We start from the raw sequence: 26,271 nt of genomic DNA on the forward strand, positions 1-26,271 counted from the left end.
TCCACCCGAAGCTCGATATCACTCGTCGTACCTACATAGAGGCTATGGCTCCGACTCGCCATGAGGCATGGTGTAGTAGATCGTCTCGCGCATCGAAATCCAGCATAACCGCAGATCCTTCGACTCCGTTTGGCGAAAGGCACGCCAAACTCCGCTCAGGATGACACTGTGACTTGAGAGGAGTTCATGGGGCTGCAGAATCGTGTTTGCCGCAAAATCACAGATCCATCTGGCTGCTACTACTTACCACCCCACCACCGGTGTCATCCTGAGCGAAGCCCGAAGGGCGTAGTCGAAGGATCTGCGGTTCTTCCACCCCGCCACTACCTTCCCGCCAAACCTCAAATCCACCCAACCACCTGCCGAGCAAGGCGTATCATTACGGCGATGCCTCCTACCTTTCCGCAAATGTTCCATCTCCACCAGTGCTATCCGCCCTCGCGCGCACTGGACGTCAAAGCTCTCCTCCGCGATGGGTTCGATAACAAATCACTCGCATCGCAGATCAAGCCGGGCATGCGCGTCGCCGTAGGCGTCGGAAGCCGCGGCATCACCAACCTTCCCGAGATCGTTGACGCCGTCCTCAACCTCCTCCGCGCTCACGGCGCAGAGCCTTTCATCATTCCGGCCATGGGCAGCCATGGAGGAGCCACGCCGCAGGGCCAGCAGAACATGCTCGCCGGATTCGGCATCACCCCCGAAACCCATGCGCCCTTCAACACCAGCATGGACGTCGACCAGATTGCCACCTTCGGCGATGGCTACCCCATCGTCTTCAGCCGCGCCGCCCTTGAGGCTGACGCCATCGTCGTGCTCAACCGCATCAAGCCACATACCGACTTCCACGGTAATCTCGGCAGCGGAATCCAGAAGATGCTCGTGATCGGCTTCGGCAAACACGTCGGCGCAGCCAACGCGCATCGAGTCGCGATGCAGCTTGGACATGAAGCCGTCATCCGTAAGACCGCGAAGATCATCCTCGACAAGGTCCCCGTCCTCTTCGCCGTCGCCATCCTGGAAGATCAGCATCATCAGACGCATGACCTGCGCGTGTTGCGCAGCGACGAGATCCTCAAGGAAGAGGACGCTCTCTTCGTACAGTCACAGCAGCTTCTGCCCCGGCTTCCCTTCCCCAACATCGATCTCCTCATCGTCGACGAACTCGGCAAGGAGATCAGCGGCACCGGCATGGACACCAACGTCATCGGCCGCGAGGTCTTCGGCTATATCTCCTCACTGCAGGCGCAGGGCACCCTGAAGCATCCAAATATTGGCAGAATCTTCGTCCGCGACCTGACGCCCGCCACCCGCGGCAACGCCATCGGGATCGGCCTCGCCGACTTCACCACCACCCGCCTCGTCAACGCCATCAATCGCGACTACACCTACACCAACTCGCTTACCTCTCTTGGTCTCGAGTGCGCCAAGATTCCGTTTTATTACGACACCGACCGCGAGGCCCTCGAACGTGCCGTAGGCTCGCTCTTCGAGCAGTCCGCAAACGCTCTGCGCATCGTGCGAATAAAAAACACGCTGGAACTCGACCACATGCTCGTCTCGGAACGCCTCACCCGCGACATCGATCCGTCACGCCCCGTCACGATCGATCCCAACCCGCGAACCCTCGACTTCGACGCCGAGGGCAACCTGTTTCCGTTAAGCGCACTAAAAGAGAAGAAGCACCAATAGAGTCTCCCGCGCTAGCCACCTACGAAGAAACCCGGGGATCAGTATGCAAATGGGCGGGTGGCCAAATCTGCCCACCCAGCCACAAATCGGGTGCCCCATCTTCGCGACGGCTTCATCGTCGCTAAGGTGGGATCATTTGCGCAAAGCGCGAACCGCTTCCCAGGTAAAGCCAAGCCGGGATGTCCCAGTCGGCCTGGAAGGTGTAACCTCTCGCCAGGAGACTGACCATGAAAGTGGCAGCTATCTTTGTAGCCATCTTTGCAGCCAACTTCATCCCGATGATGCTGATTCTGTCGGGAGACCGAGCCAAAGAAGCGCAGGACAAAGCACGCGAGCGCCGCCTCGCTGACGCCCGGATGAATGCAAGGCTCCTGCGACTCAACCTCTGATCGAAGCGTCACTTTTTCAGAAGTGCGTCAAGACCGGATTGCGCAATGGCTTCGTCGATCTCCGATTTAGCTCCGCTCGCCGATATCCCGCCCAGAATCTGCCCGTCGACCTTGATCGGCACCCCTCCCTGGTTGGGGAAGAACTCCGGGAACGCCAGCGCTTCCATACTGCCCTTCTTGATCGTCTCTGCCCCATCTCTGGAAGGCTTGCCGTAGAAGGCTGCATGGCGCGCTTTTTTCTGAGCAAATTGAATCGTACTGAGCGAGGCTGTTTCGCCCTTCTCCAGAAAAAGCAGGTTGCCGCTCTCATCCACGACGCAGATGGTTACGGAAACATTCAGCTCCCTGGCTTTTGCCTCCGCCGCAGCAACCATGACTTTGACATTGGCAAGATCCAGATACTTCTTGCTTGGAAGATCGCTGGCAAAGGCCGCCATCGCTGGAACAAGAATTGCCACCAAGAATCGCTTCACAGATTCCTCCCACAAATATTGTGCGTTCCAATCTACAACGCCGAGTGGGCGGGTGGCCCCCATCTGTCCCTCGAACCACGAATCGGGTGGCCCCTATCACGATTCTGAGATGTCGGCATTCGCGTAAAGCACGAACCCGATCCCTGAATGCACTCTCGCGCCGCAAAGGTCTAAACTAAAGATAAGAGGTGCAGAATGGGTCCAAAGCCGACTGAAGCTGAGATCTCGAACCTGGTTGAAACCTTCTATGACAAGGTCCGTCGCGATCCGGACATCGGCCCGATCTTCAACGCGATCGTCGGCGACTGGCCTCATCATCTGGCAACCCTGAAGGATTTCTGGTCCACGTTGCTACTGACGACCGGCCGCTACAAAGGCGATCCCATGATGACGCACCTTCAGCTTCAGCTTCCGCTTGATCCGCAGCACTTCGAGCGCTGGCTTACCCTTTTCGCCGAGACCGCAAACGAGGTCCTTCCTCCAGCAGCCGCAGAGCTGGCCATCCGCAAATCGCACCGCATCGCGCAGAACTTCCAGGATGGGATTGCATACCAGCGAGCGCAGGGCGGCCTTACGGCACAGTAGGTCTGCGCATCAATTTCCCGCTCGAGTCATCTCGAGCCAAACGGTGGGATAATCTGAATTCGCATGCGACTGCGAACTCTCAACCTCCTCTGCCTGCTGTTTGCCGCCTCCATCCTTACTCCCGCAGCCCCGACCCGGGCGCAGAGCTTCCCCGACGTCAAACCCAGCCCGGCACAACTGGAGTGGCAGGACCTTGAAGTCGGCGTCATCTTCCACTTCTCGACAAACACCTTTCTCAATCGCGAATGGGGCGACGGCACAGCCTCTCCCTCAGTCTTCAATCCCGCACACGTCGACACCGACCAGTGGATGGAAGCCGCCAAGGCAGGCGGAGCGAAGTACGCCGTCCTCGTCGCAAAGCACCACGACGGCTTCGCGCTCTTTCCCAGCGCCCACACGGACTACTCCGTCAAAGCAAGCCCGTGGATGAACGGCAAGGGAGACCTCGTCCGGCTCGCCTCCGATTCGGCCCACAAAGCCGGCCTGGGCTTCGGCGTCTATCTCTCCCCCTGGGACAGGCACGATCCACGCTATCTCGACCCCAAGGCATACGACAAGTACTATCTGTCGCAGCTAACGGAGCTGGCCACACACTACGGTCCTCTCACCGAGTTCTGGCTGGATGGCGCAGGCTCCGAAGGACGAACCTACGACTTCGACAAGATCGTGCAGCGGCTTCGCACCTATCAGCCGAATACGGTCGTATTCGCCGACACCGAACTCTACAAGAACGCCGATGCGCGCTGGGTGGGTTCCGAAAGTGGCACGGTGCCGTACGAAAACTGGAACGTGATCGATCGCGCAGGCTATCTGCGCTGGCGGCCGGTTGAAGCTGACACGCCTCTGCGCAAGATGCACTGGTTCTGGCATCCGAACGACGAGTCTTCCCTTCTCAGCGTCGACGAACTCCTCGACATCTACACCAAGACGGTAGGCCGCGGCGCTCAGCTCATGCTCGGCCTTGCGCCGGATAATACGGGACGCCTGCCTGAGGTTGATGTAAAGCGCCTGCACGAGTTCGGCGATGCTCTGAAGCGCATTTATAGCGATAATCTTGCGCAAAAAGCGCAGAACATCAACAACGATCCTTCAAGTGCCGCATTCGATAACGATCCATCCACCTTCTGGTCTGCACCTGAGCGTCACGCTACGTTGGAGCTGCACTTCGGCAAGCCCGTCACCTTTGACCGCACCGTTACGATGGAGTGGCTCAATGAAGGCCAGCGGATCGAGGAGTATAGCATCGAAGCCTGGCAAAGCGGATCCTGGAAACAGTTGGCGCACGCCTACGCTATCGGACATAAGAAGATCGATCTCTTTCCCGCGGTTACAACCCAGCAGGTACGGCTCAGGCTACTGTCTACCGTAGGCTCGGCAGCTATACGAGAGTTTCAGCTCTATGATGGACGCAACAAGGCCTCCGCCTCCTCAAAATAAAAAATAATGGAACGTCCAACGGACGCCGGGATCAAATTCAGCATCGTATCTCCCGTAGCACATCTCTTTTGGGGAGAACGATAAAGAAAATGATCCTCCTTCTCATCATTCTAATTTTGCTCTTCGGCTTTGGCGGATATCGCATGGGGCCAGGCCTGGGATACTATGGCGGCGGCGGATTGAGCCTGATCCTCACAATCGTGCTGATCCTTCTTCTACTGAAGGTCATCTGACGGGACTCCATCTAACCAGCTGAGACTTTCGTCGCGGCCTGCCGGAAGATGCAAGGGCAGGCCGCGACTGTTTAACGACGCCGGCTTGAAGTTCCGCCGAGAAGCGATCCCAGCACACCGCGAACGATCTGACGCCCCACCGTGCTGCCCATCGTGCGAGCGGCGCTCTTGACCATCGCCTCAACAACTGTGTCCCCCCGGCGAGAGCCCGCACCGCCTCCCATAACACCTCCGAGGACGTTGCCAGCAGCTTCCAGCCAGCCGCCCTCCTTCGGAACGGTGCCTGCGTTTGAACCACCTCCGGCTGGAGCAGCCGCAGCCGTCGACGCTGCGACTTTGCCCTTCAACTTCTCGTACGCTGACTCACGGTCCACACATGTCTCATAGACTCCAGCCACGACGGAAGACTTGATAATCGCGGCTCGCTGTTCCGGAGTAATTGGCCCAATCTGACTGTGCGGAGGACAGATCATCGCGCGTTCCACCACGCCTGGAATCCCCTTCTCGTCCAGCAGAGAAACGAGCGCTTCGCCTACACCAAGTTGTGTAATTACCTCTTCCACGTTCAACTTCGGATTCGACCGGAACGTCTGCGCCGCGGACTTCACCGCCTTCTGATCCCTTGGCGAGAAGGCGCGCAGCGCATGCTGCACACGATTTCCCAGCTGCCCCAGAACCGTCTCCGGAATATCGATGGGGTTCTGCGTCACGAAGAAGACCCCCACGCCCTTGGAACGGATCAGCCGCACCACCTGCTCGATGCGGGACTGTAAGACCGAGGGGAGATCGTTGAAGAGCAGATGAGCCTCGTCAAAGAAGAAGACGAGCTTCGGTTTCTCCGGGTCGCCGACCTCTGGCAGCTTTTCAAACAACTCGCTCATCAGCCACAGAAGAAAGGTCGCATACAGCTGCGGCGATTCAAGCAGCTTATCTGCGGCAAGAATGTTGATCACTCCTTTGCCGCTGGCATCGGTCTGAAGAAGATCCTCGATATTGAGAGCAGGTTCTCCGAAGAACTGATCGCCTCCCTGCTGGCCGAGCGCGACCAGACCGCGCTGAATGGCGCCGATACTGGCGGCCGAGATATTGCCGTAGTTGGTCTGATACTCCTTCGCGTGCTCCGAAACGTGCTGCAGCATCGCCGTCAGATCCTTCATATCCAGCAGAAGCAGTCCATTGTCATCGGCGATCTTGAAGACCAGCGTAAGGACGCCTGTCTGGGTCTCATTCAGGTTGAGGATGCGGCTCATCAGCAGCGGTCCCATCTCGCTGACCGTCGTCCTGACCGGGTGCCCTTCCTTGCCGAAAACATCCCAGAAGATGACGGGAGCGCCCGAGAAGGTCCAATCCCCCAGGCCCATTGTCTTTACACGTTCATCGAACTTCGGTGAGTTCTTGCCCGGCTGGCTGATGCCCGAAAGATCACCCTTCACGTCAGCGGCAAACACGGGCACCCCAATAGAGCTGAACCGCTCCGCCATTACCTGCAGGGTCACCGTCTTGCCCGTCCCCGTAGCACCGGCGACCAGGCCATGACGGTTCGACAGCGCCGGTAAAAGATACAGCTCCCCAGAACCCTTCGCGATCATTGGCATCTCAGCCATGTTTTCTCTGCTCCTTCAGCGTCAGCTGCAAACACTCTCACGATATCGCATCCTTGCATATTCCACGGGACGCGACTAGAGTGAGGCTGTTCAAACTTAGTCATCGAAAGTGAAATTTCAACGATGAAACTTACTAGACGCCAGGCCCTGCAGCTTCTCGCTGCCAGCGCTCCCGCATTTGCTCTCCAGCCTCGCACAGCACTTGCTGCCTCCCTGCCGATAGCCTCAGGTCCTTTCCGCGGAACGCGCGAATCACTCTCGGCCTATCGGATTCCGGCGTGGTTTGCAGATGCCAAATTCGGAATCTGGTCGCACTGGGGCCCTCAGTCCGGTGTGGAAGACGGCGACTGGTACGCGCGCAATATGTACATCCAGGGCTCACCGCAGTATGAGTACCATCTGAAGACCTACGGGCATCCGTCCAAGGTCGGCTACAAAGACCTGATCCCGAAGTTTAAAGCCGAACGCTGGGACCCGGAACATCTGATGGATCTCTACGTCAAGGCGGGAGCTCGCTATTTCCTCTCCATGGGCGTGCACCATGACAACTTCGATCTATGGAATTCGAAGTATCAGCCTCGCTGGAACTCTGTCGCCACAGGCCCGAAGCGGGATATCGTTGGGCTGTGGAAGAGCGCTGCACGCAAGCGAGGACTGCGTTTCGGTGTCTCCGAGCATCTCTCGAACTCCTACGACTGGCTGGCCCCGTCGCACACCAGCGACTCGACAGGTTCGCTCGCGGGCGTTCCCTACGATGGCACGTTGAAGGCTTATTCCGATCTCTATCACGACTACTCCGGCGAACCTGCCGACTTTGCGAAAAAGGCGCAGGCCATGGGCCGTGTCGCTCCCGATCGTTGGAAGCTGCGCTACTTCAACCGCATCAAAGATCTGATCGACCAGCATCAGCCCGATCTGCTCTACACCGACGGCGGCATCCCGTTTGAGGAGTATGGTCTCTCCCTTGTCGCGGAGCTCTACAACGTCAGCGCGTCGAAACATGGAGGTGCCGTCGAAGCGGTTTATACCAGCAAGACAGCCTCGGACTGCACCACCGGAACCTGCGCCCTCGATCGCGAGCGCGGTGTTCTCGATGACATCTCTGCACATCCATGGCAGACCGACACCTGCATCGGGCAGTGGCACTATAAACGCGGCATCCAATACAAATCCGCCAAGAAGGTTATCGACCTACTGGTCGATATCGTCAGCAAAAACGGAAATTTGTTGCTGAACTTTCCTTTGCCAAATACCGGAGAGCTTGACAAAGATGAGCTGGTTACTCTGACCGGTATTACCTCATGGATGCGGGTCAACAGCGAAGGCATCTATGAAACACGGCCCTGGAAGGTGTATGGCGAAGGCCCATCAACCAAAGTAGTCATTCCGAAGAATGGAAAAGAGTTCGATCCCAATGAGGGCAAGAAACCCGATCTGACGTCAGCCGACATTCGTTTCACCACAAAAGGCCCGGCACTCTACGCCTTCGTTCAAGGATGGCCACAGCAGCAGTCCGTTGTCATCCACTCTCTGGGTACGCGAAGCCCACATGCAGTAAAGGTCCATCGCGCCGGCATTCTCGGTCACGCACAGAACCTTCGGTTCAACCAGCAGGCCGACGGTCTGCATATTGTTCTTCCATCCACTCCACCGGCAACTGCAGGCATCGGCTTTACCTTAAAGCTCATTACGGCATAGAGAAGGAGATCTGTCCTTGGGTATCTGGCCTGGAATTCCTTCACCGATAAGGAGGAGAGGAACAGCAGAGAGGTGGTGGCCCGGGCAGGAGTCCAACCTGCGACCTTCGCGTTAGGAGTGCGATAAATAGGGTTGCTGCATATAGCCGTAACCTCCTGCAAATTATTTTTTTACAATAACTTATGAGATAAGCTTAGCCGGGATTCGCCGCACACAGTTTAATTAGGTCTAGCGCTTTAGCGGCTCAGGATGTATTTACCAGTGCAGCAATCATTATGGGCGTATGATCAACGCAGTAGTTTGATCCTCTTCCTCGCCTTCAGCTGTCTATTGCTTTCGCTCCTGACGAGCACCTTCCAAGTAAGCAACAGGACGACTGGAGTTTCCATGAGCTTCTCTAAGAGATCGGATGTAAAGAATCACCACTCTCGGCGAGTTAGAAAGAACATTCTCCCCTTCACACCGGCAACGGAACCTGATTCCACAGGCCACTCCATGGAGGAAGAAGATCATTCTTCAACGCACCCTCCCACCGCAGTTTTGCTTCGCAACGGTGATGCAGTTGGCGTATCTGTAATCAGAAAATCGCAGGCGTGAAGCAGTATGGGATCTTCCTGCGCACGCAATGCTCGTTGCCTCCCGGACTAGCACTTATCCAAGGACCATTTCCGCGAGAGCTGGATGTCTGTCGAAGGCACCGAAGGCGCGAGCGCCTCCACCACTTGACATAAAGTTACGGCGTGAGGGCTGGCATTTCATGTGGCTAACGGAAGCGCATTCCTGTTTGGGCGTCGGCCGAACAGCCGAATCAGCTTATACAAATGCGATAGCTCTGGTCTTGAAAAGATTCAGCTACGCTTCAATGCTGCCGAACTGAGTCTGATCAAGATTACAAAATACCCAGGATTTCAGGTTGCCAGAGCCGTGCTTCAGACTCGGCAGATTCAACAGCATGCTTCTCTTGGCCTTGTTGACGATATGGTTCTTCGAGGAAACGCTGCAAGCTAAGCCAGAGAAGCCGGTTTCTAATTCCAGCGAGGGGCACTCGGACTTCTCATTTCCGTTTATTTGTACGACGTTGAAAGCAGGAAAAGCATGTCTCTTTCCAAAACATCTCCAACGTTACAGGCACACCCATTATCCTTACCAACGCGCATCGCATTCATTGGGAACTATCTTCCAAGACAATGTGGTATTGCCACGTTTACAACAGATCTCTGTACCGCGATAGCCGCTGAATGCGGAAATGATCGTCTTTTCGCAATTCCTGTGAATGATCCTGATTCCAGTTATCAATATCCCGAACGAGTACGGATTGAAATTGAGCAGGATGATTGCTCTTCCTATGAACGTGCTGCTGAATTTCTCAATTTCAATGGGAATGATCTTGTCTGCTTGCAACACGAGTACGGCATTTTCGGAGGAGCTGCGGGAAGTTATATATTAGCGCTTCTTCGCAAATTGAAGATGCCACTGGTGACAACACTTCACACGGTTCTGCGTGAGCCGGATCCCAATCAACATGTGGTGTTAGACGAGATTAGCCATCTGTCAGATCGCTTGATCGTAATGAGCGAACATGCAGCAGGACTGCTGCGAGATGTGTATGGCGTGCCCAACGAAAAGATCGACGTGATCCCTCATGGCGTTCCGGACCTTCCTTTCATGGACCCCAATTACTTCAAGGATTTGTTCGGTACGCAGGGAAAATCCGTCTTGCTCACATTCGGGCTTTTGTCGCCAAATAAAGGGATCGAAAACGTGATTCGTGCTCTGCCAGCGATCCTGACAAAACATCCGGATCTGGTGTACATCATCTCTGGAGTGACCCATCCGCATATCAGAAGACAAGAAAGAGAACGGTATAGAGAAGGGCTACAAGCATTAGCGAAGGAGCTTGGTGTCTCTTCGCATGTGATGTTCAATAATCGCTTCGTAAGCAACGAGGAGATGATCGAACATGTGGGTGCCGCAGATATCTATATCACCCCGTATCGACAGGAAGCTCAGGTAGTTTCTGGAACGCTTGCTATTGCACTCGGGGCTGGCAAAGCGATCATCTCCACGCCGTATTGGCATGCCAAAGAGGTTCTTGCCGACGGACGTGGCGTTTTGGTCCCATTTGAGGACTCTGACTCTATAGCGAACGCAGCGATTCGATTACTGGACAATGATGCCGAACGACACGCAATGCGAAAGCGTGCCTATCTTCATTCGCGGAGCACAACATGGCAGAAGACAGCTCAAGCCTACATGGCCAGCTTTCAGCGGGCCCGCGTGGAACGGATGCTGCGTCCCCGAGCCGCGCTGCAGGACATCTTCACGCACAAAACAACTGACAAACTCCCCTTGGTCGACACATCGCACTTACTGAACATGACCGACGATACGGGCATGCTACAGCATGCGATCTTCTCCTTACCCAATAATCTTGAGGGCTACACAACCGACGATAACGCCCGCGCTCTTGTTGTGACATCCCTATTGAACAAGTTGCCTCCGTATCAAAACCGTGAGTACGCTGCCTTGTCGCATCGCTACCTGGCTTTTCTCTGGTTTGCTTTTCATGAAACGACCGGAAGATTTAGAAATTTCCTTAGCTACAGTCGGGAGTGGCAAGAGGAGGTGGGTTCCGAAGATAGCCACGGGCGTGCCTTGTGGGCGATTGGGACAGTGCTGGGCCACTCTGAAGATGCTGGTTTGAGGGGGGCGGCGGGTAGACTCTTCGAGTCTGCTGTCCCGGCAACATTGCGCTTCTCCAGTCCACGTGCCTGGGCATTTTCTGTCTTGGGAATGCAGGCCTATCTGGACTGGTTTCCTGGAGACAGGACAATCCAGAATGCTCGAAATCTGCTCGCAAATAGGCTGCTGGATATTTACGAGCGTAGTCACTTCAAGTCCTGGCATTGGTTTGAGAAGAGCCTTTCGTACTCGAATGCCAGACTATCGCAGGCACTTCTACTCGCCGGTTGGAAGAGTGAAAACAAGAAGATGACCGAAGCTGGATTCGAATCACTCCAGTGGTTGATGACGGTTCAACACCATCGGGAAGACGACTTATTTGTTCCCATAGGCTCCAGAGGATTTTTCTCTCAGAATGGCGAAGGGGCGCGTTTCGATCAACAGCCTGTTGAAGCCTGCGCAACAATCTCCGCTTGTTTGCAGGCGTTCCGCCTGGGCGGGGAGAAACATTGGCTTGACGAGGCATGGTGCGCGTTTCGCTGGTTCCTCGGTGAGAACGATCTACAAATTCCACTTTACGATGCCGGTACAGGCGGTTGCAGAGACGGCCTCCATCCCGACCGTGTCAATGAAAATCAGGGAGCTGAATCAACGCTTTCCTTTTTGATGTCATTGCTCGAAATGCAAAGCGCTCAAATTCCAGCAGCAGAAAACCTGAATTCCGAAACGAGCGTCTCTCTTTGAGTCGAATCTTGCTTCCAGCAACATCGCCTGAACTTCACACCGCGAACGAGCAGCCTCAAAATCAGTCCGATGGTTCTTTGTTCATCCGCCATCCCGGCAATCCCATTCTCACCCGGAAAGACTGGCCCTATCCGGTGAACAGTGTTTTCAATGCGGGCGCTACCCTGTTGCCAAATGGAGATACACTTCTGCTTTGCCGCGTGGAAGACCGGCGCGGACTATCCCATCTTTGTGCAGCACGTTCGGCGAATGGGATTGACGGATGGAGAATCGACCCGCAGCCGACCCTGATGCCAAATCCGCGAGAATATCCAGAAGAAGTTTGGGGTATCGAAGATCCACGAATTACATATGTCCCTGAGCTTCAGCAATATGCCATCGCGTACACGTCCTTTGCGCGCGGCGGCCCTGGCGTCTCCCTCGCGCTGACAAAAGACTTCCAGAGCTTCGAGCGGTACGGGGTCATCATGCCTCCAGAGGATAAAGATGCCGCATTACTGCCTCGCAAGATCAATGGCTCCTGGGCTCTCATCCACCGTCCTGTGACAACACTTGGCGCCCACATGTGGATTTCGTATTCACTCGATTTGCAGCATTGGGGCAACCATAAAGTAATCCTCCAGGCACGACGTGGTGGATGGTGGGATGCAAACAAGATTGGCTTATGCTCTCCACCGATTGAAACATCTAAGGGCTGGCTAGTCCTGTATCACGGCGTCCGGCAGACGGCTTCGGGCAGTATCTATCGCCTGGGACTTGCTCTCTTCGACATTGACAGACCGGATATCTGCCTGCAAAGAGGAGATTCCTGGATGTTTGGCCCGGAAGCCGACTATGAGCGAATGGGAGACGTACGAGATGTTGTCTTTCCTTGCGGACAGACCATTGGGGCCGACGGAGACGCCATTCATCTCTACTATGGAGCAGCGGACTCATGCATGGCCATGGCGACTGGCAGTATTCGCACGCTTCTCTCGTGGTTGGATGCACATTCCAGCACCGACGCTGAAAACTGAGCCTAGAGTGCGAAACGTGATAACAGGGTCAACCTATTCCGAGGTTGCTGGACCCGTCGCGAGTGTCCGCGCTGTAGTTCAATCGAATTCAGGACCGCGGAACCCAGCAAGTCGAAACTGGACCTTTCTTCGTCATCCAAAATAGCGACTAAACTAAGAAGACCGTTTATACGAGGAGAGCTTTGACCGGGATCCGAGCGATCAGTAATTCAGACGATGTCCCATCTCTGATGGGCATTTGGTGCAACCTCTCCGAGGTACTCAGTGAAAACTCCGGATAGTCCGCTCTATGCAGAGAAGGCCACCATCATCACGGTGAAAGCCACCACCACAATCTGAAACAGAAGGTACGCGACTCTAGACGTATGATGCAACGACATAGAGGGACAGTACATAGGTGTGAGTAATCCGCATGCGTCAATCCAAATCTGGAAGGAATGAGATTACAATTCGAGCAAACTAGATTCGGATAGGCTTGAGAGAAAGTGAGATTATGGTGGTTAAAAAGAAGAGTATCGCCACCTCTTCTACTGCAAAAGAGGCGAAAAAGACCAGTTCTACGGACTTCCTGATCGTTGGCCTGGGCGCTTCGGCTGGTGGCCTTGAGGCCTTCGAGCAATTCTTTCGTAAGGTTTCCAACAATAGCGGCATGGCTTTCGTGCTGGTGCCCCACCTCGATCCAGGGCACGCGAGCATTCTCACCTCAATTCTGCAACGCAGTTCCACGATGGCCGTGGTGGAAGCCGAGGATCAGATGACTGTGGTGCCAAACTGCGTCTATGTCATCCCTCCCAATCGAGAAATGGCCATCTTTCACGGAGTTCTCCAGTTAAGTATTCCCGAGCAGCCTCGTGGACATCGCATGCCAATCGACCATTTTCTGCGCTCTTTGGCAGAGGATCAGGGAGAACATGCCATCGGTATCATCCTCTCCGGCACCGGTACTGATGGTACTCAGGGACTGCGAGCTATTCTCGGAGCCGGTGGAATCTCATTGGTACAGGAACCGGAAACCGCAAAATATGGGGGTATGCCGGCTAGTGCCATCCAGGCTGGATATGCCACACATGTTCTGCCTGTAGAGAAGATGCCCGAGGTATTGCTGGCTGGTACACGTACGTCGATCAATCGTTCAGAACCGCCAGCGGAGGCAGTAAGTGGCTTTAAACGAATCCTCATGTTGCTGCGTTCTGGAACAGGTCACGACTTCTCTCAATATAAGAAGAGCACCGTTGGCCGTCGCATCGAACGGCGTATGTCGCAGCACAATATAGAGAATACGCAGCTATATGCGCGCTATCTGAAAGAGCATCCAGCTGAAGTGCAACTACTTTTCAAAGAGATCCTGATCAACGTCACTAATTTTTTTCGTGACCCGGAGGCCTTCGACATACTTAGGACAGATATCCTGCCAAAATTATTTGGCGACAAGCCTTCTGACTATATCTTCCGCATCTGGGTGCCCGGTTGCGCGACAGGCGAGGAAGCATATTCCATTGCCATCCTGCTGCGTGAGTTCATGGATGAGATCCGACAGGAATTCAAAGTGCAAATCTATGGTACTGACCTTGACGAGGATGCTATTGTCGCTGCGCGCGCCGGGATATTTTTTCCCACAATTGAACAGGATATGCCCTCCGATCGCCTTAACCGATTCTTCGTCAAACAAGATGCCGGCTACCAGATCAAGAAGAACATACGTGAAATGGTTGTCTTCGCTACACAAAATGTCATTAGAGACCCACCTTTTACTAAACTGGACCTGCTCAGTTGTCGCAACTTGATGATCTACCTCGAGCCGGAGATTCAAAACGCGCTCATCCCTACCTTTCACTACGCGTTGAAACCGGACGGTGTGTTATTCCTTTCTGCATCGGAAAGCATCGGAAACCACTCAGATATGTTCGTACCGATCAGCCGGAAATGGAAGATCTACCGGGCAATCCACTCTACCAACTCCATCCGGACGGTGATGACCAGCGGGTTCTCCTGGTCTGCGTACCGGGGCAGTAATCAGCCAGACAATATGACAAAAAAAACGAAAGAAACCAATATCGCGGACCTGGCCAAGCGAATGCTGCTTCAATCCTATGCTCCCGCCTCCGTGATAACAGATTTGAAGGGGAATATTCTTTATGTGCACGGTGAGACGGGCAAATACCTTCGTCCTGCTCCCGGTCAAGCATCTCTCAATGTAATAGATATGGCACGTGAGGGGTTACAGCTAGACTTGCGTACCGCTATCCAGTGCGCAGCCAGCCAAGGCGTTCCTACTCTAGACCGCGAGTTATTAGTCAAGACGAACGGTGACTTTCAACCAGTAAGCTTCAGCGTGCGCCCTGTTACTGGTTCGAATTCTGTCGAAGATCTCTTGCTGCTCAGTTTTCAGGATGCAGCTAGTGTGGCACCTAATAGGCCAACCCGTGGCAAGCGCGTGACGGGTTCGGTTAAAAGCCAGCGCATTCAGGAATTGGAAAGGGATCTTGCTCACACACGAGAGAATCTCCAGGCCATCATAGAAGAACAGCAGGCCTCAAATGAAGAGCTAAAGTCCACTAATGAGGAGATGCAATCCACCAACGAAGAGCTCCAGTCTACTAACGAAGAATTGGAGACCTCCAAGGAAGAACTGCAATCGGTGAACGAAGAATTGATTACGGTGAACGCCGAATTGCAGGCCAAGATAGAACAACTGGCTGATATGCAAAATGACATGAAAAACCTACTTGATAACATCAATGTAGGGACGATCTTCTTGGATCAGCATCTCGTAATACGCCGCTTCACACGCGAAGCGGCACGCGCGTATCGCCTGATTGCTTCGGACGTAGGCCGCTCACTAGCGGATATTAAATCTGATGTGGAAAACGAAGACCTGGTGGCTAGGGCACAGAACGTCCTCGAAACGCTGGTGCCCTATGAGCACGAAGTGCACACCGCCAACGGAGAATGGTATCTGGCCCGTGTCCAGCCTTATAGAACTCTCGATAATGTGATCGAAGGAGTTGTGCTCACTTTCACTGACATTAGGAAGCGTGTCGAGGCCGAAACTGCGGTGCAGGAAGCCCGTGAACTCGCTGAAGGCATTGTCGATACCGTGCGTGAACCGCTTGTCGTATTAGATATCGACTTCAAGGTTGTTTCTGCCAGTCGTTCCTTTTATCAGTACTTCCAACTGACTCAAGCATTGACTGTGGGTCGTCCCATATATGAAATAGGAGATCGCCAATGGGATATCCCAAAACTTAGAGAACTCTTGGAGAAAGTCTTGCCTCTCAATAAGAGTTTTGAAGACTATGTTGTAGAGTACAAATTTCCCGGGAATGGTCTGCAAACAATGTTGCTGAATGCCAGACGCATCATTAGCAAGAAAAAAGACAACCAGATGATCTTGCTTGCTGTAGAGGTACAGATTCCGACAGAAAAATGAGGCTTCATGAGCCAAAAGCAAGCTGGAATCAAACGACGCAGAACCCTGCTACGGATCGAAGCTGAGGCACAACTCGCTCGGGTTCCGCCATCGGTTGCCTCGGCTCCCCCCACAGATGAACTACTGCACGAACTACAGGTCCATCAGATTGAACTCCAAATGCAGAATGACGAATTGCGGCGCATCCAATTCGAGTTGGAGGAATCTCGCAATCGTTACATGGATCTTTATGAATTCGCGCCCATAGGGTATCTCACTCTTAGTCTTGAGGGCCTGATTTTTGAAATTAATCTAACAGGTGCTCTCTTATTGGGGCAAGACCGCAAGAAGGTTCTCCAGCGCCCTTTGTCCCGATTTATTTCCCCGGAAGACTGCGATCGGTACCATCGTCTTCTCGGACAAATAAAGAAACGTGATGAACGGCAAAGTTTTGCCGTGACACTAAAGCGATCGGATGGTTCTATCGTTCATGTGCAGCTGGATTGTGTGCGAGTTGTAAACAGCGATACACGATTGGCAATTCGCGTGACCCTCACCGACATCAGCGAACAAAGGCGGGCTGAAACTGAGATCGCAAACCTAGCTTTTCACGACTCTCTTACACAGCTTCCAAATCGAAGACTTCTACTGGATCGGCTCCGGCAACTATTAGCCATATCCTTACGCACACGGCGGCATGGTGCTATTCTCTTCGTCGATCTGGATGACTTCAAGACCTTAAATGATACTCAAGGACACGATATCGGTGACTTGTTGCTGAGGAGGGTTAGCCAGAGACTCACGACATGCGTACGCGAAGGGGATACCGTCGCTCGTCTAGGCGGCGATGAATTCGTTGTAATGCTTGAGGCGCTAAGTGAAGACAACACGGAAGCTGTCGTTCAGACAAAAACCGTTGCAGAGAAGATTCTGGCCGATCTCAAACAGCCATATAACCTCCTCGGATACGACTATCGAAGTAGCGGGAGCGTCGGTATCACATTATTCAACGGGAATAGCGGGGCAGTCGAAGATCTTTTGAAACGCGCAGATCTGGCTTTGTACCGGGCCAAGGCGGCTGGCCGAGGCATCCTGAGGTTCTTTGACCCTGAGATGCAAGCGGCTGTTACAGCTCGAGCTGTGCTTGAGAGCGATCTGCGGCGGGGCATAGAGGAAGGGCAGTTCGTCCTTCACTACCAACCGCAGATGGATGATAAAGGGCGTTTGATTGGAGCAGAGGCACTTGTACGCTGGCAACATCCTGACCGCGGATTACTTCTTCCGGAAGAATTTATTCCCTTCGCCGAGGAAAAAGGACTGATTGAACCATTGGGACAGTGGGTGCTGGAAGCTGTGTGCACGCAGCTTGTGGCCTGGAGTACTTCCCCTGATACTGCTGACCTCATACTCGCAATGAACCTAAGTGCTCATCAGTTCTGCCACCCAGAGTTCGCTAAACGCATGCTTGCTGTCATTCACGATACGGGCGCCGATCCGAAAAAACTCTTACTGGAATTCACCGAAAGCGTAATGCTTGGCCATTTAGAGGAAACTCTCTCGAAGATGAGGGCTTTAAAAACTCATGGGGTACGCTTTGCTCTGGACGATGTCGGTGTCGGCTACTCCTCGCTTGCATACTTAAAGTACTTGCCCCTGGATCAGTTGAAAATCGATCGATCTTTTGTGTGCGATGTCCTGACCAATCCCGTTGATGCGGCTATTGCCCGCAGCATAATGGCCCTAGGGCAAAGTCTGGGCTTGACTATCACCGTTGAAGGAATCGAAACCGAGGAACAACGAAGCTTCTTTATTTTCCATGGCTGCCAATCCTTTCAGGGATTTCTCTTTGGTATGCCAGTCCCCGTGGAGGATCTATTTCCAAGGATCAATTGACTCCAACTATGTCACAATTCGCGATGAATGCTATCACGGGCGGTAGTGGCATATTAAGCTGCACATACGATGGTTCCCTATACGACAGATACCTTAAGAACGTTGATCGCTTAGGCTGCTCTGAATCGCTGCTTCCGTATTGTCGATTCTACGCAGCATTCTACGTGCGGAACTCTGTTCCAATCTATGTTCGCGGATGAGACGATTGATCTCAGTTCTCTCCGCACGGACAGCTTCAAGGCGAAGCATCTGTTCCGTGCTATGAAGCGCTTTAAGTTGTGCCCGTTCTGTGCCTGTACTCTCAAATCCCGCCAGACGCTGTTGATAACTGTTTATGACGGCTACGACTGCACCAATGGAGTCACTCTGATGGTTTCTCCCCTGTGCCATCTGCTCTTGCAACTCATCCACTCGCTGGATCGCAGCTCGATTCGCGGAGATGTGTGCGGTACGCTCTTGGATCTCGATCGCGGACTCCGGAAGGACTTCGATTCCCTTCATCATGGGTGGTAACGCGATGGAAGCTAAGAGCAGAGAGAGAAGTACCACACCCGCTGCGATCACAATGCAGAGATCACGAGCGGGGAACAGAGTGCCCTTGTTTAGCGTTGCGGGAATAGATGAAACGGCAGCTAACGTTACAGCGCCGCGCACCCCTGCCAGGGACATGGCCATAAGGGTACGTGCCGGAGCTCGCGTTGTCTCCGTACCTTTGTATGTCAATACATTTCGCTGCCCACTATAAAGCGTGAGTTGCAGAGCAGACCAGGTCCAAACGAAACGCAAAAGAAGAAGGAACGCTGTAACCCCAAATATAAATTCAGCAAATACCCAAGCAGTACGAAATCCTTCCTGCGTAATAACCGAAGGTATGCTCTGAATGATGGGTGGCAGCTGGATACCAAGCAGCACGAAGACCAAGCCTTCGAGGGAGAACTGCATCATTCCCATGATCGCTTCGCCTTGAAGACGCGTCTCAATGGCGCGGATATCTTTCAGCACCCATTTCCCGACAAAACCTGCCCCTACTGCTGCCAAAACACCTGAAACCTTCAGATATTCCGCGGATGCATATGCGGCAAATGGTAGGAGCAATGTGAGCAGGATTTGCGCCGTTGAATGTGATCTAGTGCTCTTTTCCATCCATATTTGAAATCGCATCACGATGTACGACAAAAGAGTCCCGACGGCTAGTCCGCCAACAGATACGATCAAGAATGTAAGGGAAGCTGCAGCTACTGAAAAGCTGCCTGTAAGCGTTGCCGCAATAGCGAGGCGAAAGCAAACCAAACCAGAGGCGTCATTGAACAGTGCCTCTCCTCGTAGGAGATAGAGAAGACGTGCAGGGATTGCCTCTCCCCGCAATGAACCCGTTACCGCGACTGCATCAGTTGGAGAGAGAACCGCTGCCAACGCGAAACAAACCGACAGCGGTACAGTCGGGATCATCCAGTGGACGAAGTATCCGACACCGAGCACGGTCAAGATGACGAGACCGACCGACATGACGAGAATGGATCGGCGCAGGCGAAAAAATTCGGCGCGCGGAAACTGATAGGCATCTACGTAAAGTAGCGGAGCAATGAAAAGAAGTAGAAATAATGAGGGTTCGATCGCAATGTGAATTCGAAAGAGTGTAAACAGCACAATCCCGAACGCAACCTGCAGCAGTGGCAGTGGAATACGAAAAGCCAACGAAGCTATTCCGGAAAGAGAAACCAAGGAAAGAAGAACTAGACTAATCGTGACTAGCTTCATGGCTCGCTCCCCCGACAGCGTTTTTCGATCGGATGCTATGCCCTCAAGAACACGGATACTTCCTCTCCGGAAGCATCACTTTCATCATCCCACTTTCGCGGTTGATCTATTTGCTGTCGTGGCAACAACGGGAGATTTTTGCTGCAGAGTGCATTCAGCAAGCCGTCTCGTCTCTCCTTGATGGTGCCGCCCCATCCGGCCGAACCGATCTACATACGAATATCTCCCAAAGGCCCACTGGTCTCCCGGATATGATCCTTGTCCCCGGCTCTGTGAAGCTCGATCTGCTCTTCAGGGGCCCGTTCCATTTATTTAGTTTTTGCGACCACCTGACCTGCATTTTTCAATTTTCCAAATGCATTCCGCGAAAGTACCTCGATGGCAGAGTAGATGCGCGATAAAATTGGCGACCGACCTTGTATGAAGAGCAGATCTCGCGTTCGCCCTCCGATGTTCAAGCGAATGCTGAGCGATCTTGGCGCGTTGTTCCGACATTGGTTAGCGCAATCCGTCCATTCAGGATGGACTAATCAGCTCTCAAGATCACCCCGGAGGATTGAACTGGAACCCCGACATCATATGACGCACAACCTTCTCTATTTGATAGCCGATTGTGATTTTGCGGCGATGATGTGAGCTTCCCTCTCCGTCAGCCGGAATAGGTCGCAATAACCGTAACCGGTTCTACAGGCATTGAAATTGCGCTGTTGCTCTGCACCTTGAAGAAGGTTGGCTTCGGATTTGGTCAACAAAGAGTAATCACAAGCTACAGATCTGTCCTCACACGCCGAGTAATTGAGCCTACGGTCGGTAAGCGCTACGACGCGTTCTTCCTGCAAAGTCAATTTGGAACGGTCACACGTAGTCCAACCATTGGTGCACGCAGAGAAATTGCGCGCATTTCGGGCCTCGGATACCGAAGTAGCTTCAGCGTTGGTAAGACTCACGTGATCGCACGAGTCGATTCCATTCACGCAATCGGAGATTTTGCGTTGTTTGTCAGCAGCAGCAGTGGCACTTCTCTCCTGCGTATTCAGCCTGGAGAGATCACATGGCTTCCACCCATTGCTGCACTGGGATATATTGTGCTGCCGTTCTGCTTCTGCGATAGCCTGTGCTTCTTTAGGCGTTAGCATCTCATGGTTACAGGGCTCGTATCCGTCCATGCACGCTGTTACGTTACGCTGGTGGTTGGAAATGGCTAATGCAATAGTCTCAGGTCCGCTTAGCATCGCTAAATCACAAGGAGAACTTCCCCGCCTGCAATTCTCTACATTGCGTCGATGGGCTGCAACAAGTAGTTGTTGGCACTTTTGCTCAGTTACTGGAGAAATATCGCCGGAGGGTGAACTGCTTTTATATGACGACGAATTGGAGTTGGCGTTGGAAACCTGGGCACCAATAGAGCAAAGCGGGGAGATGCAAAACGCAACAATCACGAGCATGTGATGAAAGTTGATTTCCATTAGGTTTCCTCCTAAAAAACAAGCGATCGAGCGCACTCTTAATCACTATCTACCCAAAGGACGGCGAATGAATGGTCAAATTTGATCGCTTGGGCAATCCATTTCAAAGAAGTGATCCCGGTATGACTATTTCGTCGCATGTCACATACGAGTGTGTCTTATCCCGATGCGATCCCTATAATGGAGCACGGGGTAAGTAATTGTTGCTGAGGGTAGTCAATTATCTGAATGATTCGACGTAAGCCATCTCAGGGAAGGAGACTCAGATGACGGAGCAAAAGAACGCCTCTTTTAGCGCAGCCGACTTTCTGATGAAGTCTGGTTTAGGACGAAAGATTGTTCAGACGACAGCGAAGCATACCCTTTTTTCTCAAGGCGATCCTGCCGATTCAATCTTTTATTTGCAGAAAGGCCGGGCAAAACTTACCGTCGTTTCAACCAGAGGAAAAGAAGCAACCATCACACTTTTATCTGCCGGTGATTTCATTGGGGAAGAGGCGCTTGCGGGGGCTGGTGGGCTGCGCATGGCTACGGCAACAGCCATCACGGCATGTACAACTCTCAAAATCAGAAGAGAAGAGATGATTCGGGTCATCCATGAGGAACATTCCTTTTCTGACCTGTTTTTGAAATTCCTGCTTGCCCGCAGCATGCGAACGCAGGCCGACCTCGTCGATCAGCTTTTCAACTCCAGTGAAAAGCGTCTCGCTCGGATTCTCTTACTGATGGCAGAGTTCGGGAAACCTGGCGAGCCAGAGATGTTGATTCCGCCAATCACACAAGAAACTCTGGCAGAGATGATAGGAACGACCAGGTCTCGCGTCAGCTTCTTTATGAACCGTTTTCGCACGCTGGGATTCATTGAATACAATGGCCGCATTCGCGTTCATAAATCGCTGTTGAATATCGTCTTACATGATCGGCTACCGGATCACAATGCTCAAAATGCGCCAACCTCGCTTGCTGTGCGCATCCATACCAAATCCATTCGCCGCAGCCGACATGAGCAAAAGTGAACAGTACCGAATAAGAACGCGATGGAATAGTAGGCATAGAGGAATCTTTCGATGCCCCTGTGAGGTTCGCGATGCCCGATGTGAAATTAAAGCTACTTATAGTCGATGATGAAATAGCGCTTCGAGCATCATTGTCGCAGATCTTCGCCGAGCTTCACTACACGGTCCGAACGGCTGAAAATGGCCTTTGTGCGCTGCGCGATATTGAAAACGAGATTCCAGATGTTCTCCTTTCTGATCTCAATATGCCGGTCATGTCCGGCTTTGACTTGCTCGCGGAAGTTCGTCGTCGGTTTTCAGCAATTCGAGTAATAGCAATGAGTGGTGCCTACTCGGGCGTCCAAATTCCGTATGGAGTGATTGCTGATGCGTTCTATGAAAAAGGGACAGGTGTCGTTTCATTATTAGAGATCATGACGACCGTAACCCACAGAGAGAGGCATACCGGTGAAACGAGCAGATCACATCTATCTTCCTTATCAAGTCAAATCGCCCGATGATGAAAGGTCAGCCTATCAGATTCTGATCGACCGGTGGCGCGTAAATAATGACTCCGGTCCCTTACGGCGTTAACAGAGGAAATCTCATCCTATGGTGGAGAGGTAACACATGCGCAAAGCACTACTGAGGTTGAGGAATACTTCTTTAACCTGAAGGACGTCGCAATCGTCGAGCTTGAAATCGATCCTGGTCGGCACGACAAGCAGGCCATCGCCTCACTCCAGTCCATTCAGATTGTGTGAGAAGGTATTCAAACCTTCGCCAGACGACGTTTAACCGATCCGGTTTGCCTGCAGACCACCGCATGAGAGAAGAGGACGCCAGAACGATGTCTGTACACCTGATCAATCCTAGTGATAATTCCTTTGGAACCGCTGTGATCACTCCCCGCTGGTTGTTTGTCCTGGCAGCCGCTACGCCAGCTTCGATGGGCGATCCGATATTGGTGGATGAATCACTGGAACAACTCGATCCGAACACAATTCATGGTGGCGATGTAGTTGGCATCAGTGTGCACACGGGAAATGCGTTACGTGGCTATCAGGTCGGAAAATTCGCACATGAGCGCGGAGCTACGGTGGTTTATGGAGGCATCCACGCAACCCTTTTTCCCGAAGAGCCATTTGAGCGCGGCTGGGCAGATGCTTTAGTGAAGGGTGATGGTGACGTAGCGTGGGGTAGGCTGCTGCGCGACATTCAGGCAGGATGTGCTGCCAAAATTTACGAAGGCGGAAAGCTTGAGGGTGATCAGTTCCTAGCGGCTCGCTGGGACCTAATGCAGACTGATAAGTACATGTGGGCTTCGGTGCAGACCATTCGCGGATGTCCGAAGCACTGTTCGTTCTGCTCTGTGTGGCGCACGGACGGGCAGAAACCCCGGCAAAGACCCTTTGAGAGCGTGATCGATGAGATCGTAGATCTCAGGCGAAGAGGTTTCCGATTCATTGCACTGGCAGATGACAACTTTTATCCCGTCACGTTGACGGATTTGAGGCTGGCGCGCGATCAGAACAACCTCGAGCGCGTGGAATTTCTCTTGCAAACTCGAAACGAACGTTTCGCATTGATGGCAGAACTGGCAAAGCTGCCAAAGGATATGGTGTTCTTTACGCAGATCACGATGGAGTCTGCTGAAGATCCCGAGTATCTGGATGCTATGCGAAGGGCCAACATCAAGGGCGCTCTCGTGGGCGTTGAGGCGGTCACACCGGAAGGGCTGAAGGCCGTATACAAAGACTTCAACTACTCCGGCGATCGGTTGGTTCAGCAGCTACAGACATTCCGAAAGCATGGCCTACATGTTCTGGGATCATTTATCTTCGGTCTGCCAACAGACAAGCCGAGTACCTTTGATGCCACTGTGGAGTTGGCTCTCAAAGCAGATGTGACGTTTGCACAATTCGTGATGATGACACCGTTTCCTGGTACGGTCGATTTTGGCCGGTGGGAGAAGGAGCAATCTGCTGATCCGCGGATGATAGCCGGTATTCCCATCACGCGATACTGGTTGATTCCTACAGCAATACGCCCGAAGATGTTTACACCCCACCCGTCTATGACTTCTGAGGAGATCCGTGATCGCACCCAGGAAGTTTGGGATCGGTTTTATGAGTTCGGTGCTATTTGGAAGAGGTCTGCCTGTACGCCTACGCTGCGTGCGCGTGTCGCATTTGTATTGCTGTCGAAGCTCTATCGACAAATGTATGCGGGAACTGGCATCTCAACAGACAGCGCCCGCCGTAAGAAAGCAAAGAAATGGGCGCGATGGACCGCGAGCCAGACTCGCAAAATTTTTCAGGCCAAGGCGATGCCTGAACTCAGATCTCCTGTGTGGGAGCCGCGGCCGAAGACACATTCCGGTCTGACTCAACTCACGCACACTCCGGGTCGGTAAGTAGCGAAGACGGCGTCGAATATATCTTGATTATCCGCTGAAAGGCATACCGAAGGCGAGATCCGATGTTCGGGTGACTCCCAGCGGATCTTCTATTCCCGAAACTCAATCCTTGAACTACACAATCGTTGCGCAGAATGCACAGGAAGTGCGGGATATTCAAAATGCTCCTGCGGTGAGCATTCTCATTTTTCAAAAGGCAAAGTCAAAGGTTGAATCGAAATATCCACGCTCCTCAGCCGACTTGCTAGGAAGCGGCGGCCGGAAAGTGCCGAAACGCAGCTTCATCCACCAATCCGAGCGATGCACATTCCTGAACATGTCTGGAAGCGAGTTTGACGTGAGCGACATGAAAGCCGGGGTACTTCTTGAGAACGACATTCATCAATTCCGCGGTATTGAAGCGTGAGTTGAGATGATCTAATCCAGAGCGCATCGCTTTTTTGATAGCCACTTCCGGTGTCAGTCCGACGCCCACCCCAGAAGAGGTTAGCGTAAGCCACATGAAGTGCCAGCCTTGAGCGCGGACCTTTATGTCTACGTCTTGCGCGTTCTCAGAGTCGATAGATACCCATCCGTCATAAATAGGCCGTCCAGGAAGACTGAAAGCCCCAGGAAGGAGAGTACCTGAGCGAAGGAGGAGAGAGCATGCCTTCATGCGTTTTCCTTATCCGATCCCGGAAGCACGATATGTGGCTTTGGTGTGTTACCGATGACAAACGACGATTCAGTTGCCGTGTCCGTCACAACGTCTTCATCGGTCGCGGGGTGATCCGTAGCATTCGGTTCGCTCGGTGGCATCACAGTGAGCAGCGAGTAGTGCTTCCGAGAGGCAGCGAGGTGATTATGGACATCGGATTTCCTGTTAAAGCTCATATCTACTCCAGAACAGGTTGCTTACTTAAAAGGTGCTCGTCTGGAGCGAGAAGCAATGAACTGCTGGAGGCGAGAAATACGTATTGATTTGATCTTACGCTCTTATCTAAGCTGGTGCCGGTAGTTGCGTTATCCGGCGCGAACGAGCCAAAGTACCGGAGCCTCGGAGCGCCGGGGCTGTCCTTCGCTGCCATCTTAGTCGCGCTGGTTTGCTGGATGGTTGGGTGGCGAGCTGGTGGATCGGCTGGGTGTGGGCGTCGATAATGGAGCGCATTTGAATGCACCGTGCTTACTCTCCGGTAAGACCTGCACGCGCAGAGACTGGAGACCAGAAGCCCCGCGCGGCCTAGACTTGAACTCACTTGAAGGGTGGAATCGAAAGTGTCTGCGTTGCCGCCCTAAGGGGCGGCATCTAGCAATGGCCACGTGTGTCGACTGATAGTCTGCCTATGTGGGTAGGGCGGTTTTTCGTGAGCCGAGCGGACTGGCGCGCTCATATCCCCCTGCCGTCTTTCCACCACTTCCTGTCCCCTGAAGCACAAGCACTATTGTTGAGGAGCAAAAACGGCCAAGGTGATGTCACCCTGACCGTTTCACTTAGCAATCCTAGGATCTCGAAGCCCTCTCTCTTACAGGGGATCAGCAATTCTAGATTTCATCTACCCCACGCTTCCGTCCGACAAGACCGTTCGCAGCCCAGCCCCTATCGGAAGCTCAATTGCCTTCGCTTTCGGAGGAATTACCGGGGTAGCCAGCTCGTCAGCGATGATAAGACGCTCAGGTGCGAGCTGCGGGGCAGTGCGGTGAACTTTACGCGCAAGGTGCTTCTTCACATCTGTGTTTCTGGGAAAACCCATGCAACCTCCATCACGAGCGGTTTGTGTGCTTGAAGGACACTCGTCAGGAGC

20 protein-coding genes are annotated in these 26,271 nt (G+C 53.1%); 14 read left to right on the top strand and 6 right to left on the bottom strand.

What is annotated here, in order from left to right:
• Nucleotides 1–387: 387 nt before the first annotated feature.
• Both GWR55_RS06975 and GWR55_RS06980 read left to right on the top strand, forming a co-directional pair.
• A complete protein-coding gene (locus GWR55_RS06975) occupies nucleotides 388–1,689 on the top strand; it encodes a lactate racemase domain-containing protein (protein ID WP_162401623.1) in 1,302 nt (433 codons plus the stop codon).
• Between the two features lie 227 nt (nucleotides 1,690–1,916).
• Nucleotides 1,917–2,078, top strand: coding sequence for a hypothetical protein (locus GWR55_RS06980; RefSeq protein ID WP_162401624.1), 162 nt, complete (start codon nucleotides 1,917–1,919; stop codon nucleotides 2,076–2,078).
• An 8-nt stretch (nucleotides 2,079–2,086) separates the two neighbouring features.
• Here GWR55_RS06980 and GWR55_RS06985 read toward each other — a convergent pair whose 3' ends face one another.
• Nucleotides 2,087–2,551 (bottom strand): heme-binding protein, encoded by a 465-nt coding sequence (locus tag GWR55_RS06985; RefSeq protein WP_162401625.1) that lies wholly within the window; start codon nucleotides 2,549–2,551, stop codon nucleotides 2,087–2,089.
• Nucleotides 2,552–2,746: 195 nt separating this feature from the next.
• Between GWR55_RS06985 and GWR55_RS06990 the strand changes: the two genes are divergently transcribed.
• The 3 genes from GWR55_RS06990 (at nucleotide 2,747) to GWR55_RS07000 (ending at nucleotide 4,806) form a co-directional block, all read left to right on the top strand.
• Nucleotides 2,747–3,136, top strand: coding sequence for a group III truncated hemoglobin (locus GWR55_RS06990; protein WP_162401626.1), 390 nt, complete (start codon nucleotides 2,747–2,749; stop codon nucleotides 3,134–3,136).
• Between the two features lie 63 nt (nucleotides 3,137–3,199).
• Nucleotides 3,200–4,573 carry an alpha-L-fucosidase gene (locus tag GWR55_RS06995; RefSeq protein ID WP_162401627.1) on the top strand — a complete coding sequence of 458 codons (1,374 nt, stop codon included), beginning with the start codon at nucleotides 3,200–3,202 and terminating at the stop codon, nucleotides 4,571–4,573.
• A gap of 89 nt (nucleotides 4,574–4,662) precedes the next feature.
• On the top strand, nucleotides 4,663–4,806 hold the full coding sequence (locus GWR55_RS07000) for a DUF3309 family protein (RefSeq protein WP_162401628.1): 144 nt from the start codon (nucleotides 4,663–4,665) through the stop codon (nucleotides 4,804–4,806).
• A gap of 71 nt (nucleotides 4,807–4,877) precedes the next feature.
• Here GWR55_RS07000 and GWR55_RS07005 read toward each other — a convergent pair whose 3' ends face one another.
• Nucleotides 4,878–6,410, bottom strand: a complete 1,533-nt coding sequence (locus GWR55_RS07005) for a helicase HerA-like C-terminal domain-containing protein (RefSeq protein WP_162401629.1) — start codon at nucleotides 6,408–6,410, stop codon at nucleotides 4,878–4,880.
• Nucleotides 6,411–6,533: 123 nt separating this feature from the next.
• On the opposite strand from GWR55_RS07005, the gene GWR55_RS07010 reads away from it, so the two are divergent.
• The 5 genes from GWR55_RS07010 (at nucleotide 6,534) to GWR55_RS07030 (ending at nucleotide 17,852) form a co-directional block, all read left to right on the top strand.
• The gene (locus tag GWR55_RS07010) at nucleotides 6,534–8,108 is read left to right on the top strand and encodes an alpha-L-fucosidase (protein WP_162401630.1); all 1,575 of its coding nucleotides are present in this window, start codon (nucleotides 6,534–6,536) and stop codon (nucleotides 8,106–8,108) included.
• Nucleotides 8,109–9,203: 1,095 nt separating this feature from the next.
• Complete coding sequence (locus GWR55_RS07015; protein WP_162401631.1) at nucleotides 9,204–11,534, top strand: glycosyltransferase family 4 protein; 2,331 nt, start codon at nucleotides 9,204–9,206, stop codon at nucleotides 11,532–11,534.
• Nucleotides 11,535–11,542: 8 nt separating this feature from the next.
• Nucleotides 11,543–12,550 carry a glycosidase gene (locus GWR55_RS07020; protein WP_238398696.1) on the top strand — a complete coding sequence of 336 codons (1,008 nt, stop codon included), beginning with the start codon at nucleotides 11,543–11,545 and terminating at the stop codon, nucleotides 12,548–12,550.
• Nucleotides 12,551–13,043: 493 nt separating this feature from the next.
• A complete protein-coding gene (locus tag GWR55_RS07025) occupies nucleotides 13,044–15,980 on the top strand; it encodes a chemotaxis protein CheB (RefSeq protein WP_162401633.1) in 2,937 nt (978 codons plus the stop codon).
• Nucleotides 15,981–15,986: 6 nt separating this feature from the next.
• The gene (locus GWR55_RS07030) at nucleotides 15,987–17,852 is read left to right on the top strand and encodes a bifunctional diguanylate cyclase/phosphodiesterase (protein ID WP_162401634.1); all 1,866 of its coding nucleotides are present in this window, start codon (nucleotides 15,987–15,989) and stop codon (nucleotides 17,850–17,852) included.
• A 93-nt stretch (nucleotides 17,853–17,945) separates the two neighbouring features.
• Here the strand turns inward: GWR55_RS07030 and GWR55_RS07035 are convergent, their stop codons facing one another.
• A complete protein-coding gene (locus GWR55_RS07035; RefSeq protein WP_162401635.1) occupies nucleotides 17,946–19,610 on the bottom strand; it encodes a Na+/H+ antiporter in 1,665 nt (554 codons plus the stop codon).
• A gap of 596 nt (nucleotides 19,611–20,206) precedes the next feature.
• Complete coding sequence (locus tag GWR55_RS07040; RefSeq protein ID WP_162401636.1) at nucleotides 20,207–21,076, bottom strand: hypothetical protein; 870 nt, start codon at nucleotides 21,074–21,076, stop codon at nucleotides 20,207–20,209.
• 266 nt (nucleotides 21,077–21,342) lie between these two features.
• On the opposite strand from GWR55_RS07040, the gene GWR55_RS07045 reads away from it, so the two are divergent.
• The 4 genes from GWR55_RS07045 to GWR55_RS07060 all read left to right on the top strand — a co-directional run bounded on the left by GWR55_RS07045 (nucleotide 21,343) and on the right by GWR55_RS07060 (nucleotide 24,896).
• The gene (locus GWR55_RS07045; RefSeq protein ID WP_162401637.1) at nucleotides 21,343–22,092 is read left to right on the top strand and encodes a Crp/Fnr family transcriptional regulator; all 750 of its coding nucleotides are present in this window, start codon (nucleotides 21,343–21,345) and stop codon (nucleotides 22,090–22,092) included.
• A 71-nt stretch (nucleotides 22,093–22,163) separates the two neighbouring features.
• Nucleotides 22,164–22,592, top strand: a complete 429-nt coding sequence (locus GWR55_RS07050) for a response regulator (protein ID WP_162401638.1) — start codon at nucleotides 22,164–22,166, stop codon at nucleotides 22,590–22,592.
• A 329-nt stretch (nucleotides 22,593–22,921) separates the two neighbouring features.
• Complete coding sequence (locus tag GWR55_RS07055; protein ID WP_162401639.1) at nucleotides 22,922–24,487, top strand: radical SAM protein; 1,566 nt, start codon at nucleotides 22,922–22,924, stop codon at nucleotides 24,485–24,487.
• 112 nt (nucleotides 24,488–24,599) lie between these two features.
• On the top strand, nucleotides 24,600–24,896 hold the full coding sequence (locus GWR55_RS07060; protein ID WP_162401640.1) for a hypothetical protein: 297 nt from the start codon (nucleotides 24,600–24,602) through the stop codon (nucleotides 24,894–24,896).
• Nucleotides 24,897–25,141: 245 nt separating this feature from the next.
• Here the strand turns inward: GWR55_RS07060 and GWR55_RS07065 are convergent, their stop codons facing one another.
• Complete coding sequence (locus GWR55_RS07065; RefSeq protein ID WP_162401641.1) at nucleotides 25,142–25,363, bottom strand: hypothetical protein; 222 nt, start codon at nucleotides 25,361–25,363, stop codon at nucleotides 25,142–25,144.
• 659 nt (nucleotides 25,364–26,022) lie between these two features.
• Nucleotides 26,023–26,220: a hypothetical protein gene (locus tag GWR55_RS07070; protein ID WP_162401642.1), complete on the bottom strand. Its 198-nt coding sequence runs from the start codon at nucleotides 26,218–26,220 to the stop codon at nucleotides 26,023–26,025.
• Nucleotides 26,221–26,271: the final 51 nt, after the last annotated feature.

This window comes from Edaphobacter sp. 12200R-103 (assembly GCF_010093025.1).
Taxonomy (GTDB): Bacteria; Acidobacteriota; Terriglobia; order Terriglobales; family Acidobacteriaceae; genus Edaphobacter.

Excerpts from the sequence above, each read along its gene's own strand:
- GWR55_RS07035 (WP_162401635.1), bottom strand. The coding sequence starts at position 19,610 with ATGAAGCTAGTCACGATTAGTCTAGTTCTTCTTTCCTTGGTTTCTCTT.
- GWR55_RS07000 (WP_162401628.1), top strand. The coding sequence starts at position 4,663 with ATGATCCTCCTTCTCATCATTCTAATTTTGCTCTTCGGCTTTGGCGGA.
- GWR55_RS07070 (WP_162401642.1), bottom strand. The coding sequence starts at position 26,220 with ATGGGTTTTCCCAGAAACACAGATGTGAAGAAGCACCTTGCGCGTAAA.
- GWR55_RS07030 (WP_162401634.1), top strand. The coding sequence starts at position 15,987 with ATGAGCCAAAAGCAAGCTGGAATCAAACGACGCAGAACCCTGCTACGG.
- GWR55_RS07015 (WP_162401631.1), top strand. The coding sequence starts at position 9,204 with ATGTCTCTTTCCAAAACATCTCCAACGTTACAGGCACACCCATTATCC.
- GWR55_RS07005 (WP_162401629.1), bottom strand. The coding sequence starts at position 6,410 with ATGGCTGAGATGCCAATGATCGCGAAGGGTTCTGGGGAGCTGTATCTT.
- GWR55_RS07040 (WP_162401636.1), bottom strand. The coding sequence starts at position 21,076 with ATGGAAATCAACTTTCATCACATGCTCGTGATTGTTGCGTTTTGCATC.
- GWR55_RS07065 (WP_162401641.1), bottom strand. The coding sequence starts at position 25,363 with ATGAGCTTTAACAGGAAATCCGATGTCCATAATCACCTCGCTGCCTCT.
- GWR55_RS06990 (WP_162401626.1), top strand. The coding sequence starts at position 2,747 with ATGGGTCCAAAGCCGACTGAAGCTGAGATCTCGAACCTGGTTGAAACC.
- GWR55_RS06975 (WP_162401623.1), top strand. The coding sequence starts at position 388 with ATGCCTCCTACCTTTCCGCAAATGTTCCATCTCCACCAGTGCTATCCG.
- GWR55_RS07055 (WP_162401639.1), top strand. The coding sequence starts at position 22,922 with ATGTCTGTACACCTGATCAATCCTAGTGATAATTCCTTTGGAACCGCT.
- GWR55_RS06995 (WP_162401627.1), top strand. The coding sequence starts at position 3,200 with ATGCGACTGCGAACTCTCAACCTCCTCTGCCTGCTGTTTGCCGCCTCC.
- GWR55_RS07045 (WP_162401637.1), top strand. The coding sequence starts at position 21,343 with ATGACGGAGCAAAAGAACGCCTCTTTTAGCGCAGCCGACTTTCTGATG.
- GWR55_RS06980 (WP_162401624.1), top strand. The coding sequence starts at position 1,917 with ATGAAAGTGGCAGCTATCTTTGTAGCCATCTTTGCAGCCAACTTCATC.
- GWR55_RS07025 (WP_162401633.1), top strand. The coding sequence starts at position 13,044 with ATGGTGGTTAAAAAGAAGAGTATCGCCACCTCTTCTACTGCAAAAGAG.
- GWR55_RS07010 (WP_162401630.1), top strand. The coding sequence starts at position 6,534 with ATGAAACTTACTAGACGCCAGGCCCTGCAGCTTCTCGCTGCCAGCGCT.
- GWR55_RS07050 (WP_162401638.1), top strand. The coding sequence starts at position 22,164 with ATGCCCGATGTGAAATTAAAGCTACTTATAGTCGATGATGAAATAGCG.